Annotated in this window: 14 protein-coding genes; 13 read left to right on the top strand and 1 reads right to left on the bottom strand. The window is 39.7% G+C overall.

Features of this window, described 5'->3' with window-relative positions:
* The first annotated feature begins 2 nt into the window (after positions 1-2).
* The gene (locus tag ACSHZO_RS07490) at positions 3-1,082 is read left to right on the top strand and encodes a glycosyltransferase family 9 protein (RefSeq protein ID WP_298246881.1); all 1,080 of its coding nucleotides are present in this window, start codon (positions 3-5) and stop codon (positions 1,080-1,082) included.
* Here the strand turns inward: ACSHZO_RS07490 and ACSHZO_RS07485 are convergent.
* Complete coding sequence (locus ACSHZO_RS07485; RefSeq protein WP_298246880.1) at positions 1,079-2,128, bottom strand: ferredoxin--NADP reductase; 1,050 nt, start codon at positions 2,126-2,128, stop codon at positions 1,079-1,081. The genes ACSHZO_RS07490 and ACSHZO_RS07485 overlap by 4 nt on opposite strands.
* Before the next feature lie 97 nt (positions 2,129-2,225).
* On the opposite strand from ACSHZO_RS07485, the gene ACSHZO_RS07480 reads away from it, so the two are divergent.
* From ACSHZO_RS07480 to atpG, 12 genes are all read left to right on the top strand, one after another.
* Positions 2,226-3,710 (top strand): DUF5687 family protein, encoded by a 1,485-nt coding sequence (locus tag ACSHZO_RS07480; RefSeq protein WP_298246879.1) that lies wholly within the window; start codon positions 2,226-2,228, stop codon positions 3,708-3,710.
* A 12-nt stretch (positions 3,711-3,722) separates the two neighbouring features.
* Positions 3,723-4,433, top strand: a complete 711-nt coding sequence (locus tag ACSHZO_RS07475) for an ABC transporter ATP-binding protein (RefSeq protein WP_298246878.1) — start codon at positions 3,723-3,725, stop codon at positions 4,431-4,433.
* A gap of 94 nt (positions 4,434-4,527) precedes the next feature.
* Positions 4,528-7,095 (top strand): tetratricopeptide repeat protein, encoded by a 2,568-nt coding sequence (locus tag ACSHZO_RS07470; protein WP_298246877.1) that lies wholly within the window; start codon positions 4,528-4,530, stop codon positions 7,093-7,095.
* A 12-nt stretch (positions 7,096-7,107) separates the two neighbouring features.
* On the top strand, positions 7,108-7,506 hold the full coding sequence (locus tag ACSHZO_RS07465) for a bactofilin family protein (protein WP_298246876.1): 399 nt from the start codon (positions 7,108-7,110) through the stop codon (positions 7,504-7,506).
* The gene (locus tag ACSHZO_RS07460) at positions 7,487-7,702 is read left to right on the top strand and encodes an AtpZ/AtpI family protein (RefSeq protein ID WP_141876453.1); all 216 of its coding nucleotides are present in this window, start codon (positions 7,487-7,489) and stop codon (positions 7,700-7,702) included. The genes ACSHZO_RS07465 and ACSHZO_RS07460 overlap by 20 nt, the downstream gene beginning before the upstream one ends.
* Entirely contained in the window at positions 7,702-8,085 is a 384-nt protein-coding gene (locus ACSHZO_RS07455; RefSeq protein ID WP_295180374.1) for a hypothetical protein, read from the top strand. Before ACSHZO_RS07460 ends, ACSHZO_RS07455 begins: the two co-directional genes overlap by 1 nt.
* A gap of 133 nt (positions 8,086-8,218) precedes the next feature.
* Positions 8,219-9,319, top strand: a complete 1,101-nt coding sequence (gene atpB, locus ACSHZO_RS07450) for a F0F1 ATP synthase subunit A (protein WP_295180372.1) — start codon at positions 8,219-8,221, stop codon at positions 9,317-9,319.
* A 24-nt stretch (positions 9,320-9,343) separates the two neighbouring features.
* Entirely contained in the window at positions 9,344-9,574 is a 231-nt protein-coding gene (gene atpE / locus ACSHZO_RS07445) for an ATP synthase F0 subunit C (RefSeq protein ID WP_026913619.1), read from the top strand.
* An 88-nt stretch (positions 9,575-9,662) separates the two neighbouring features.
* Positions 9,663-10,157 carry a F0F1 ATP synthase subunit B gene (locus ACSHZO_RS07440; RefSeq protein ID WP_026913618.1) on the top strand — a complete coding sequence of 165 codons (495 nt, stop codon included), beginning with the start codon at positions 9,663-9,665 and terminating at the stop codon, positions 10,155-10,157.
* A gap of 3 nt (positions 10,158-10,160) precedes the next feature.
* Entirely contained in the window at positions 10,161-10,715 is a 555-nt protein-coding gene (gene atpH, locus ACSHZO_RS07435; protein ID WP_295180370.1) for an ATP synthase F1 subunit delta, read from the top strand.
* A 45-nt stretch (positions 10,716-10,760) separates the two neighbouring features.
* Positions 10,761-12,341 (top strand): F0F1 ATP synthase subunit alpha, encoded by a 1,581-nt coding sequence (gene atpA / locus ACSHZO_RS07430; protein WP_141876457.1) that lies wholly within the window; start codon positions 10,761-10,763, stop codon positions 12,339-12,341.
* Between the two features lie 118 nt (positions 12,342-12,459).
* Complete coding sequence (gene atpG, locus ACSHZO_RS07425; RefSeq protein WP_295180369.1) at positions 12,460-13,320, top strand: ATP synthase F1 subunit gamma; 861 nt, start codon at positions 12,460-12,462, stop codon at positions 13,318-13,320.
* Positions 13,321-13,395: the final 75 nt, after the last annotated feature.

Below are 13,395 nucleotides of genomic sequence, written 5' to 3'. Positions count from 1 at the left end.
AAATGAAAGATCAGAATAGCAATCAGCATCCATCAACTTCAGAAAATAAACATCTGTTGGTGATTCGTCTTTCTGCCATGGGAGATGTGGCGATGGTGGTTCCTGTTTTGAGCATTCTGGTTAGAACCTATCCACAGCTAACAATTACAGTACTTACACGATCTTTCTTTTTTCCGCTGTTCAGTCATTTACCAAATGTGCGTCTCTACGAGGCAGATGTCGATGGCGTTCATGAAGGTGTACTGGGACTTGGTACCCTGGCCCGGGAACTTCGTGATGAGGAGATCGATATGGTCGCAGATCTTCATGATGTTCTAAGAACTAATGTTTTACGATCAGTTTTTTATTTCTACGGAATTCCTTTCGAACAAATAGATAAGGGCAGAGCTGAAAAGAAAGCTCTTACAAGGGATACCAATAAGATTTTTCAACAGCTGAAAACAACACATCAGCGTTATGCTGAAGTTTTTGAGAAACTAGGATACCCGATAGATCTTTCCAATTACACAGCAGCAGCAAGGAGGGAAATACTTCCAAGAATTTCTGATGTTACCGGTAAGCGGAAAAACGTAAGATGGCTTGGAATCGCGCCATTTACGCAGCATAGTTCAAAATTTTATCCGGTAGATCTCATGGAACAGGTGATTTCCAAGCTTTCTTCGGAAACAAATACCAAAATCTTCCTGTTTGGAGGGGGGGAAACTGAAAAGAAACAGCTGGAAGAATGGGAATCCAGATTTGAAAATTGTGTGAGTGTGGTTGGTAAGTTGAGGTTTGCAGAAGAACTAAGTCTTATCTCTAACCTTGACATGATGTTATCCATGGATAGTGGAAATGCTCATATCGCAGCGATATTCGGGATTCCGGTTCTAAGTATCTGGGGCGTTACCCATCCTTATATGGGATTTGCTGCTTTTAATCAGCCTATGGAGAATTGTATCTTACCGGATCTTGAAAAATATCCAAAGATCCCAACTTCGGCTTATGGCAATAAAGTTCCGGAGGGCTACGAAGATGTCATGCGTAGCATTCCTCCGGAAGTTGTAGTTTCTAAAATTCAGCAGCTGCTGAATAATTCTTAAACATCATCAAAATCTACTTTTAACGTAGAAGTAGTTGGATGCGCCTGACAGGTAAGAATAAAACCTTCCTCGATCTCTGCATCTGTAAGGATCTGGTTTTTGCTCATTTCAGCTTTACCCTCAGTAATTCGAGCCATACAGCTACTACAGATCCCGCCCTGGCAGGAATAAGGCACATCGATATCTTCTTCCAGTGCAACGTCCAGAACCACATCTTTACGATCCATAGAAAAGCTATACTCTTCATCATCCACAACAATGGTTACTGAAGTTTTTCCATCAGTATCGCCTTCGATCACTTTTTCTTCTGAAGTGCTCGTGAACAACTCGAATTTGATCTGCTCATCACGAACATCGTTCTTCTTCAATACTTCGGTAACATGATCGATCATTTCTTTGGGTCCGCAAAGATAGAATGTTTCAAAATTGCGATCCTTGAATTTATTCTTCAGGATATAGTTTACCGTGCTTGTTTCGATTCTTCCAAATTGTGCATTTTCTTCGCGCGTACGGCTGTAAATAAACTCGACGAAAAGTCTTTCGGGGAACTTAGATTGTAATTCCAGAAGCTCCTTAAAAAAGATCGTATCGTCTACAGATTTATTTCCATAGGTTAGTACAAACCGACTTTCAGGTTCCTGTTCCAAAACAGATTTGATGATGGAAAGTACCGGCGTAATTCCGCTTCCCGCTGCAAAAGCAGCGTAATCGTTAGCGGAGTTTCCAGGTTCAAAGAGAAATTTTCCTTCCGGTGGATGCACCTCCAGAATATCTCCGGCTGTAAGTTTATTATTTGCGATCACTGAAAAACTACCGCCCTCTACTTCTTTTACGGTTACCTTGAAATCTTCAGAAGCAGGAGCCGAACAAAGAGAATAGGCTCTTCTTATTTCCCCATTTTCAGCATCATATTTAATTGTGATATACTGCCCGGCCTTGAATTTGAACTCTTCTTTCAAGTTTTCAGGAATATCGAAAGATAAACTCACCGCCTTGGAAGTTTCACGAATTATTTCCTTTATTTTTAGCGGGTAAAAATTACTCATTTTTTAATATTTGGGCGTAAAAATACAAAGTATGAAGCTTTTAAAAATGTAACAAAAGTTTAAATTTCTCTACCTATCTAAATAAACAGCAGATTTTATGTTTAGTAAGTTTCTCTGGCTGGAATGGAAATCATTCACAAGGTCGGCCAGTTTTGGAAAAAGTCTTGGATTAAAGATCCTCATGATATTCCTGGCGCTCTATTTTTCAGCCATGTTTTTATTTCTGGGCGTAGCATTATTCCCGCTGCTAAAAGAATCTTTTCCCGAACAGGATCCCTTAGCGATCGTGAATAAATTTGCTTTGACTTATTTAGGCTTCGAGTTTGTTTTCCGGTTTATGCTGCAAAGCCTGCCGGTAATGAATATCAAACCGCTTATGGTCATTCCTGTATCCAAGAAAAAAGCGGTCAATTACATACTTCTAAAATCACTATACTCATTCTATAATATCCTGCCGCTGCTCTGGATCATTCCTTTCGGGCTGGTAAGTATCCTGAAGTATGATTATCCTGCCTGGAATGTACTTGGTTGGATGCTCGGGTTTTACGCTATTATTTTATGTGTAAACTATTTTAATTTTATAGTCAAGAAGAAGTTCAACGAAAGTCTTAAGCAATTAATTCCGGTTATCATAGGTGTGGCAATGCTCGCTGCTTTGGACTACTTTGGTGTATTCGATATTGGAAGTTACTTTGGTGCGGCTCTAGATTATTTATATGACCAACCGTACTTAGCAGTGATCCCTTTCATCCTTTTGATTATTCTTTATCAGTGGAATCTTTCAGATCTAAGGAAAAAATTCTATCTCGACCGTGATCTAAAAGCTAAATCAAAGGAAGTGAACACCCAGGATCTTGGTTGGACCCGTAGATTTGGAAGTATTGCACCTTTCCTGCAGTTGGATATCAAACTTATTCTTCGGAATAAAAGAGCGAAAACAACCATTTTCATGTCTCTGTTGCTGTTGTGCTATGGACTAATTTTTTACCCGAACGATACCTACCAGGATATGCCGGCATTCTTTCTATTTGTGGGGATTTTTATGACCGGGGTATTTATGATGAATTTTGGTCAATTTGTACCATCCTGGGATTCGTCTTATTACTCCATGATCATGTCTCAAAACATACCCATGAGACAATACCTGGCTTCTAAAATGGGGTTGATCACGGTAAGTGTGGTGGTACTTTTAATTCTTACAACTCCCTATATATACTTTGGATGGGAAGTGGTTTTGCTCAACATTACTGCCGCGATCTATAATATTGGAGTGAACGTTCCTATGCTAATTTTCTCCGGAAGTTTTAATAAGAAGAGCATCGATCTGGACAAAAGCCCGGTGATGAACTACCAGGGAATGGGTGTTTCACAATGGCTCGTTGGAATTCCGGTTATGGCATTTCCAGTCTTCATTTTCTGGCTGGTAAATAAATTCATAAGCTATGAAGTTGCCGTGGGAACCATTGCAGGAATGGGTGTTATAGGTATTATTTTGCGTCCGGTACTACTAACTTATCTTACGCAACGATACCGAAGACGTAAATATGTAACGATCCAGGGATTTAAACAAAAAGGAGAATAAACTTATAGGAATATGATCACAGCAACCAATCTTTCAAAAATATATAACGGAAACAAAGTGCTTGATATCGAGCATCTGGAAATTCCTTCAGGACAAAATTTCGGACTCGTAGGTAACAATGGTGCGGGTAAAACTACATTTTTCAGCCTGCTGCTGGATCTAATTCAGCCCACTTCCGGAAACATCTTCAATAAGGATATTACGGTAAGCGAAAGCGAGGATTGGAAAAGTTTTACTTCTTCCTTTATCGATGAAAGTTTTCTTATTGGTTACCTGACTCCAGAAGAATATTTCTACTTTATTGGAGATCTTCGGAATAGGAATCGGGCAGATGTAGACTCGTTCTTAACGCAGTTTCAGGATTTTTTCAATGAAGAGATCATTGGTCGCAAGAAATATCTTCGGGATCTTTCAAAAGGAAACCAAAAAAAAGTAGGTATCGTAGCCGCATTGATCGGGAATCCTGAAGTGGTTATTCTCGACGAACCATTTGCAAATCTGGATCCAACCACACAAATCAGATTAAAAAAAATACTGAAAGAACTTTCAAATACCTCTGGAACAACGGTCCTTATTTCCAGTCATGATCTTATCCATGTTACTGAAGTTTGCGAAAGGATCGTGGTCCTGGACAGGGGAGTGCCGGTTCGTGATATAACTACTTCCGAAGCTACCCTGAAAGAACTGGAAGATTATTTTTCCAGTGAGATCGTTGAGGCCTAGGAATTGCAGCTATTGGACTTTGCAAAAAGAAGTTTACTTTTACATACTAAACCAGCTGTATCAAAGTTATTCATGATACCATAAAAGGTTCATATTGAATACGTTTACCCGAATTTCACTGTTTATACTAACTGCCGCGGCAATTCTAAGCTGCTCCAGGAAAAAGAACTCTTTTGTATACCGAAATTATCACGCGATCACTTCGGAATATAATACGCTTTACAATGGTGGTCTTGCTTTTGAACAGGGAAAAGAAGAGATCAACCAGAACTATGCAGATAATTACTGGGATATTCTACCTGTTGAAAGACTCGCTCTTGATGAAAATATCATCTTACCAGATAGCGTTAGAAATCAAAATTTTGGGATTGCTGAAGAGAAAGCTGTAAAAGCAATTCAGAAGCATTCCATGCAAATAGGAGGCAAGGAGCGAAATCCTCAAATGGATGAAGCTTATTTGCTCCTTGGGAAATCCAGGTATTTCGATCAGCGTTTTGTACCTGCGCTTGATGCTTTTAACTACATTCTTTACCGCTATCCTGCCAGTGACAATATCACTCACGCAAGGATCTGGAGAGAGAAAACAAATATCAGATTAGGAAATGAAAAACTGGCGATCAAGAACCTGAAAAAGATTCTCGATTCAGAGAAACTAAACGATGAAGATATAGCCGATGCCAGTTCCAGTCTTGCGCAGGCTTATATTAATTTACAATATATAGATAGTGCTGTTGTTCCATTACAGAACGCTAGTGAATTCACCAGTAATAATGCTGAAAAAGGTCGTTATTACTATATTCTTGGTCAGCTCTACGGTAGAATGGATCAATTGGCAGCGGCGAATGCTTCTTTTGATAAAGTAATAGATCTGAAACGCAAGTCTCCCCGAATTTACCTGGTGAATGCACATATTCAAAAGGCAAGGAATTTTGATTTTCAAAATGGTGACCGTACCCAACTACTGGCGTTGTTAAGAGATCTGGAGGAAGATCGCGAAAACAGACCATTTCTCGACAAGATCTATTTTCAGATTGGAGAATATTATAATCGTTTAGATTCCGTAGAATCCGCTGTAGATTATTATAATAGGTCTTTGAGATCACCTTCAAGCGATATTTTCCTGAAATCGATTAACTATGAGATCCTGGCCAATATCAATTTTGATGAAGCAAACTACCAGCAAGCAGGGAAATACTTTGATAGCACCTTGACCTATATGTCTCCAGATCTGCTGGAGTTCAGGACCATTAGTAAGAAACGAGAAAATCTTGCCGATGTGATTCTTTACGAAGAGATCGCTGAGGAAACAGATAGTATCTTGAGGCTCGCGAACATGACCGAGGACGATAGATTACAGTATTTTACAGCATATACAGATACTTTAAGATCACGTGCTGTCAAAACCATGGAGTCTGGGGAATTACCTGCTTACACTGCAGGGATAGGCCCAAGAACTAATTTTCCGCAAACAAATATTCCAGCTTCAGCTTCTGTGCCGCCGGCAGGTGATTTTAATAGTGGAAATGCTGGTAACATCTTTTACTTTTACAACCCAATTCGGGTTTCCCGGGGCGCGCAGGATTTCCTCCGCACGTGGGGAAGCCGGGAACTGGCAGATAACTGGCGCTACGGCAGTCGTGCTATGAATCAAAGTACGGTGAATGCTGAAGAACGTTTGATGGATATTAACCTGGATAATGATCCAATCTACGATCCCCAAACCTATCTTGCACAGATCCCTACAGAGGCTTTGGTCCTGGACAGTTTGTCTGCTCAGCGAAATCGTGCAAATTATCAACTGGGAGTGATTTATAACGAAAAATACCGTGAGTATGCACTGGCAGCAAGCAGACTGGAGTTTATGCTGAATAGTAATCCACAACAGAGCCTGATCCTTCCGGCGAAATATAATTTGTATTCGGTTTATAAAGCTCAAAATCGTATAGATGATTTACGAAGACTTGAACAGGATATTCTGCAGAATTATCCAGATTCGCGATATGCCGCCTTTATAAAAAATCCCCAAAGTGTTCAAATGGATGAGAACAGTCCTGAAAAGGTCTATGAGCAATTGTATAGAAAATTTGAGGCACAGAATTTTGTTGAGGTTATAGAGCAATCAAACGCTTATAGATCTCAGTACAACGGTAATAGTATATTGCCTAAGATAGAATTGCTGAAAACTCAGGCGATCGCAAGATTGTATGGTATCGATTCTTATGAAAATTCCCTGCAATATGTGGCTGCAAACTATCCGCAATCTCCGGAAGGTCAAAAGGCACAGCAATTACTGAATACGGCTATTCCATCCCTAAAAAATCTAGAGTTTGTAGCCGATAGTACTCAAACTAATTTTAAACTGGTACTTGCTTTTTCTGAAAGTGAAAATGTTATTGCAGATTCTTTAGAAATTCAGATTGTAAAAAAATTAGAAGAATTAGACTACAGGAAAATAAAAACTTCACGGGATGTTTACAACGCTGAGCAGACGTTTGTAGTTATTCATGGATTAAGCTCAAGATCTGCAGCACAAGGATTTCTGGAACTACTTCAGAAGGATAAGAACATCAAAATTGAAGGGGAAGCTTTTGTCATGTCGGCAGAAAATTATAGAATTGTACAAATTAAGAAAAATTTAAGAAATTTATCAAACCTTAATTAAAGCCCTACTATCATGTTTTCAGATTCCAAAAAGTCCAGAAGCTCTGCAGATCAGCGAGAGCAAAATAGTATTGCATCAGGAACATTTATCACCGGTGAAATCTCTGGAAAGGGATGCTTCAGAATAGAAGGTACGCTAGAAGGTAGTCTTAAAACTCCCGGAAAGGTTGTAATTAGTAAAGGCGGAGTGATAAATGGTACGCTGGAATGTGAAAGTGCAGATATAGAAGGAAACTTTAATGGCAAGTTGCTGGTAAAAGACGTACTTAGTCTTCGGGGGACGGCTCATATTGAAGGAGAAGTGATCGCCGGTAAACTCGCGGTAGAGACAGGAGCACTATTTAATGCTACCTGTGAAATGAATGGGGGTATAAAACCTCTTAAAACGAAAAATGAAAAACGATCAGCGTAATAAGTATCTGGGTTTTATAAATATAGCCTTTCAAATGGGACTTCTCATAGCTGCCGGAGTTTTTGCGGGCATCTGGCTTGATGGTAAGTTTCCGAACAAATTTTCTGTATATACAATTTCTCTATCTCTCGCCGGGGTGTTTATCTCACTTTACCTTGTTTACAGAGAAGTCAAAAATCTGAACGAAGACGAGTAATGCAACAAAAGATTCTAAGTTTTCTCAAAGTATTTATTCCTTTTTTTATCATTTGTCTACTACTACAGTTCGTGCTGGTAAACTACCTGTTCCAGCCCGAACTTTATTATTCCACATTTGCGATCTACGCTTTTCAATTCATAGCAACCCTTATCGTTTACATTTTACTGGTACTTGTACAGCAAAACTTTAGCGATAAAACCGGTTTTGCCTTTATGGGTTGCGGACTTTTTAAGATGCTAGCTGCAGTTTTGTTTCTGCTTCCTATGATGCTGAATGGGACAGTTAATCCATTTCAGAGCTTAATCGCATTTTTTATACCTTATTTCATCTTTCTTGTTTTTGAAACTATTTACGCGGTAAAGCTTATAAACCTGAAATAAACTGCTGACTTTCAGCAAAATCATAAAATGGGAGGATAGGGAAAAAAAATATAACTGCTTCTTTCAGATAAAAATTAAAAGTATACCTTTGCACGGAAATTTAGAGCCCACAATTTTAAGTAGATCAGGTAGTATGATAGCACAGAAATCTTTAGTGATTAGCTTGTACTTTACATTGGCCTTAGCCATTTTCCCAGCCTTTATCTTTGCTCAGGAGCACGGAGAGGAGCATTCCGATCTTCGGGAAGCTGAAGAAGAGTTTAACGCAACAGAGATGATTCTGCATCATATCGGTGATTCTCATGGTTGGCATTTCTTTGGTTCCGGAGACAACTCGTATACATTACCATTACCGGTAATTCTTTATACTGAAAACGGTCTGGTAACTTTTATGTCCAGTGAATTTCACCACGATACTGAAGGTCATCATGTAGTGGAAAAGGATGGAATGCGTTTTGTAAATCTTCATGAAGATATTTACAGGCTTAATGATGGCGCAACCGCTGTGGAGCTGGATGCCGAGGATCATCCGGTAAACGCTTCAAAGCCCTGGGATCTATCTATCACCAAGAATGTGGCAGCGATGTTTTTAACGGTCATTCTGATGCTAATTTTCTTTACTAGCCTGGCCAGACATCACAAAAAGAATTCTCATGCACCTAGCGGTTTTAATAATATTCTTGAAACACTTGTAATCTTTGTTAGAGATGATATAGCGATTCCACAACTGGGAGAGAAGAGATACATGAAGTTCATGCCTTTCTTATTATCAGTATTCTTTTTTATCTGGATCACTAACTTACTTGGTTTGTTACCTGGAGCTGCAAACGTTACTGGTAACATCGCTGTAACTGTTTCACTTGGTTTATTTACACTTGCCCTAATTTTGATTAACGGTAATAAGGATTTCTGGAAGCATACCTTATGGATGCCTGGAGTTCCTACTTTCGTGAAACCTATTCTTGCAGTTGTAGAACTTGCAGGGGTGTTTATTAAGCCTATCGCACTTATGATTCGTTTGTTTGCAAACATCACTGCGGGGCACATTATCATCCTGAGTTTGATTGGGTTGATCTTTATCCTGGAAAATGCAGGCATCGCCGGAGTTTCGGTTCCATTTGCCTTATTTATAACAGTATTGGAATTGTTAGTAGCATTCCTACAAGCGTTTATTTTTACAATGCTGTCTGCCCTGTTTATCGGGATGGCAGTTGAGGAACATGAACATCATTAATTTTAATTATTTAATTCTATTATTATGGAGTATTTACACATTGGACTTGCAGCTTTAGGAGCTGGTCTTGCAGTTGTTGGAGCCGCTATCGGTGTTGGTAAAATTGGTGGTTCTGCCATGGATGCTATCGCACGTCAGCCAGAGGCTGCTGGAAAAATCCAGACTGCTATGATTATTGCTGCAGCGCTTGTAGAAGGTGTTGCACTTTTTGGAGTGGTAGCTGCTTTGCTAGGGGTACTTACTGTACCGGCATAGTCCTGAATTTAAAAAGATCTGTTCGTAACGGTTGGTTACGAACAGATCTTAATTAATGATTACTTAAGAACACTTTATTTAGTTATATATGGATTTAATCACTCCCGATTTTGGCTTGTTTTTCTGGCAAACGATCGTCTTTTTGGTGCTTTTGTTTCTTATGGCAAAATTCGCCTGGAGACCTATCCTAAATTCTGTAAGAGACAGGGAACAGTCTATCAACGACGCGTTGGCTTCAGCTGAAAATGCTCGTAAGGAAATGCAGAATCTTAAATCTGATAATGAGCAATTGATGAAAGAAGCTCGTGCAGAAAGAGATGCTATCCTTAAAGAAGCGCGTGAGTTGAAAGAAAAAACGATCGCTTCAGCAGCTGAAGAAGCGAAGTTGAAGGCAGACAGAATTGTTGCAGATGCTCAAAAGAGTATCGAACTTGAAAAACAATCTGCTCTTGCTGAACTTAAAAATCAGGTTGCAGAGCTTTCAGTAGAAATTGCTGAGAAAGTTGTGCGTAAAGAATTATCAAGTAAGAACGAACAACGCCAGATGATCGAGAAGATGCTGAGCGATGCTAAGTTAAACTAAGATATGAAAGGGAACAGAGCCGCACAACGTTACGCAAAAGCGATCCTTTCACTGGCAAAGGATAAGAATTCGGCGGAAGCTGTAAACAGTGATATGCAAACCATTTCTGCTACTGTAAAGAACAGTGGTGATCTGGAAAACATGCTCACAAGTCCGGTAGTAAGAAAAAGCATTAAGAAGAGCGCGCTGCTGGAGATCTTTAAGGGTCTTAACGGTGTAACTGTTGGTGCGATGGATATCCTACTTGACAATGATCGTATTAATATTTTGCACATCGTTGCAAAGCAGTATACGATGATGTTCAACGCCATGAATAATATTCAGCATGCAAAAGTAACCACGGCTATTCCGTTGGATGCTGAGCTGGAAATGATCATTATGGCTAAGGTGAAGGAACTAACCGGTAATGACGCGATCCTGGAAAATTTGATCGATGAGAGCATTATTGGTGGTTTTGTACTAAGAGTAGGCGACCTGCAATATGATGCGAGTGTAGCCAGAAACCTGGACAGACTAAAGAGACAATTAAAAGACAACACATACGTTTCTAAAATTTAATTAAAACAGGTGCGCCTGGTGCGTACCATTTTATCTTGAATAATTATGGCAGAAGTAAATCCTGCTGAAGTATCAGCAATATTAAAACGACAATTATCAGGTTTTGAATCCAAGGCCTCACTTGATGAAGTAGGTACCGTTCTAACCGTTGGTGACGGTATTGCGAATATCTACGGACTTGCAAACGCTCAATACGGCGAACTTGTTCAGTTCGAGAGTGGTTTGGAAGGGATCGTTCTAAACCTTGAGGAAGATAATGTTGGGGTAGTGCTTTTAGGTCCTGCAAAAGAGATCAAAGAAGGTTCTACAGTAAAAAGAACTCAGAGAATTGCTTCTATCAATGTAGGTGAAGGTATTGTTGGCCGTGTGGTTGATACTCTTGGAGCTCCTATTGATGGTAAAGGTCCAATTGAAGGTGAGACTTTCGAAATGCCTCTTGAGCGTAAAGCTCCTGGAGTAATTTATCGTCAACCTGTAACTGAACCATTGCAAACTGGTATTAAATCTATCGATGCTATGGTACCGGTAGGAAGAGGACAGCGTGAGCTTGTGATTGGTGACCGTCAAACAGGTAAGACTGTTGTTGCTATTGATACCATTCTTAACCAGAAAGAATTTTACGATGCCGGTGAGCCGGTATTCTGTATATATGTAGCAATTGGGCAGAAAGCTTCTACCGTTGCTGCAATTGCCAAGACACTTGAAGATAAAGGTGCGCTTGCTTATACCACTATTGTTGCTGCAAATGCATCAGATCCTGCTCCAATGCAGGTTTATGCTCCATTTGCCGGTGCAGCGATTGGTGAGTACTTTAGAGATACAGGTCGTCCTGCATTGATCGTTTATGATGATCTTTCCAAGCAGGCGGTTGCTTACCGTGAGGTTTCTCTTTTACTTCGTCGTCCACCAGGACGTGAAGCATATCCAGGGGATGTATTCTTCCTTCACTCAAGACTTCTTGAGCGTGCAGCGAAGGTGATCGCCGATGATGATATTGCGAAGCAAATGAATGATCTTCCAGATAGCTTGAAAGATAAGGTAAAAGGAGGCGGATCTTTAACTGCACTTCCAATTATCGAAACTCAGGCGGGTGACGTTTCAGCATATATTCCAACCAACGTAATTTCGATTACAGATGGTCAGATCTTCTTAACATCAGATCTATTTAACTCGGGTGTACGTCCTGCGATTGACGTGGGTATTTCAGTATCTCGTGTGGGTGGTAACGCTCAGATCAAGTCGATGAAAAAGGTTGCAGGTACATTAAAACTTGACCAGGCTCAGTATCGTGAACTTGAAGCATTTGCTAAGTTTGGATCAGACCTTGATGCATCAACCATGAGTGTGATTTCTAAAGGTAAACGTAACGTGGAGATCCTTAAGCAGGGACAAAACGATCCTTACCCGGTAGAAAACCAGATCGCGATCATCTACGCTGGTTCTAAGAACTTACTTAGAGACGTACCGGTAGAGAAGGTGAAAGAATTTGAATTAGAATATCTGGATTACCTGAATTCTAAGCATAGAGATACTCTGGATACTCTTAAAGCAGGAAAACTTACAGATGAAGTAACAGATACTTTGACTAAGGCTGCTAAGGAACTTTCAGGGAAATACAAGAAATAGTATTGATTACTTAGATTGAAGATTTTAGATCTTTAATTGAAGTATTTACAATTCAAAATTATATAGGTATTGAGTAGTTACTATTAAGCAACTACTCAATACTCAATACTAAAACAAAATGGCAAACTTAAAAGAATTACGTAGCAGGATTACTTCGGTTTCCTCAACGATGCAGATTACCAGCGCCATGAAAATGGTGTCGGCTGCAAAGTTGAGCAAGGCACAGGATGCGATCACATCCATGAGGCCTTATGCTGAAAAGTTAACACAATTGCTACAGGATTTAAGTGCTACTCTGGATGATGATGCGAACAGCAAATTTGCTGAAGAGCGTGAGGTAAAAAGAGTGCTTATCGTAGCTATATCTTCCAATAAAGGTTTGGCCGGTGCTTTTAATACCAATATCATCAAAAAGGTAAAAACTAAGGTCGCTGCAGACTATCAAAATACAGAAGTAGAACTTTTAACTCTTGGAAAAAAGGGTAATGATATTCTGAAGAAAACCTTTGAAGTATACAAGAACGATAATACGATCTTTGATGATCTATCCTTCGAGAACGTTTCTGCGATTGCTGAAGAGCTAATGCAGGTATTTGTAGACGGTAAATTCGACAGGATCGAGCTTGTTTATAACCAGTTCAAGAATGCCGGAACACAAATCGTGATGGATGAGCAGTTCCTGCCTATCGAGCGCTTTGAAACCGAATCTGAAAAGCAACTTGACTATATTTTTGAACCATCGAAAATAGAGATCGTTAAAGATCTTATTCCAAAGTCATTAAAAATGCAACTTTTCAAGGCTCTTAGAGACTCTTTCGCTTCTGAGCATGGCGCACGTATGACTGCAATGCACAAAGCGACAGATAATGCTAAGGAACTTAGAGATGACCTTAAATTATCTTATAACAAAGCAAGACAGGCTTCTATTACTAATGAGATCCTTGAGATCGTTGGTGGAGCTGAAGCTTTGAACGGATAAGCTTATTAAATATACTTTGAAATGCCCTCCAAATGGAGGGCATTTTTTGTTTGGTACAGCTTTTGTTTTTATATC

This window comes from Christiangramia sp. 3-2217-3z (assembly GCF_051195275.1).
Classification (GTDB): domain Bacteria; phylum Bacteroidota; class Bacteroidia; order Flavobacteriales; family Flavobacteriaceae; genus Christiangramia; species Christiangramia marina.
The sequence above is the reverse complement of the archived record's forward strand: the minus strand, read 5'-3'. Positions and strand labels throughout refer to the sequence as shown.

Coding starts and splice junctions, on each gene's coding strand:
- ACSHZO_RS07490 (WP_298246881.1), top strand. CDS start 3: ATGAAAGATCAGAATAGCAATCAGCATCCATCAACTTCAGAAAATAAA.
- ACSHZO_RS07485 (WP_298246880.1), bottom strand. CDS start 2,128: ATGAGTAATTTTTACCCGCTAAAAATAAAGGAAATAATTCGTGAAACT.
- ACSHZO_RS07480 (WP_298246879.1), top strand. CDS start 2,226: ATGTTTAGTAAGTTTCTCTGGCTGGAATGGAAATCATTCACAAGGTCG.
- ACSHZO_RS07475 (WP_298246878.1), top strand. CDS start 3,723: ATGATCACAGCAACCAATCTTTCAAAAATATATAACGGAAACAAAGTG.
- ACSHZO_RS07465 (WP_298246876.1), top strand. CDS start 7,108: ATGTTTTCAGATTCCAAAAAGTCCAGAAGCTCTGCAGATCAGCGAGAG.
- ACSHZO_RS07460 (WP_141876453.1), top strand. CDS start 7,487: ATGAAAAACGATCAGCGTAATAAGTATCTGGGTTTTATAAATATAGCC.
- ACSHZO_RS07455 (WP_295180374.1), top strand. CDS start 7,702: ATGCAACAAAAGATTCTAAGTTTTCTCAAAGTATTTATTCCTTTTTTT.
- atpB (WP_295180372.1), top strand. CDS start 8,219: ATGATAGCACAGAAATCTTTAGTGATTAGCTTGTACTTTACATTGGCC.
- atpE (WP_026913619.1), top strand. CDS start 9,344: ATGGAGTATTTACACATTGGACTTGCAGCTTTAGGAGCTGGTCTTGCA.
- ACSHZO_RS07440 (WP_026913618.1), top strand. CDS start 9,663: ATGGATTTAATCACTCCCGATTTTGGCTTGTTTTTCTGGCAAACGATC.
- atpH (WP_295180370.1), top strand. CDS start 10,161: ATGAAAGGGAACAGAGCCGCACAACGTTACGCAAAAGCGATCCTTTCA.
- atpA (WP_141876457.1), top strand. CDS start 10,761: ATGGCAGAAGTAAATCCTGCTGAAGTATCAGCAATATTAAAACGACAA.
- atpG (WP_295180369.1), top strand. CDS start 12,460: ATGGCAAACTTAAAAGAATTACGTAGCAGGATTACTTCGGTTTCCTCA.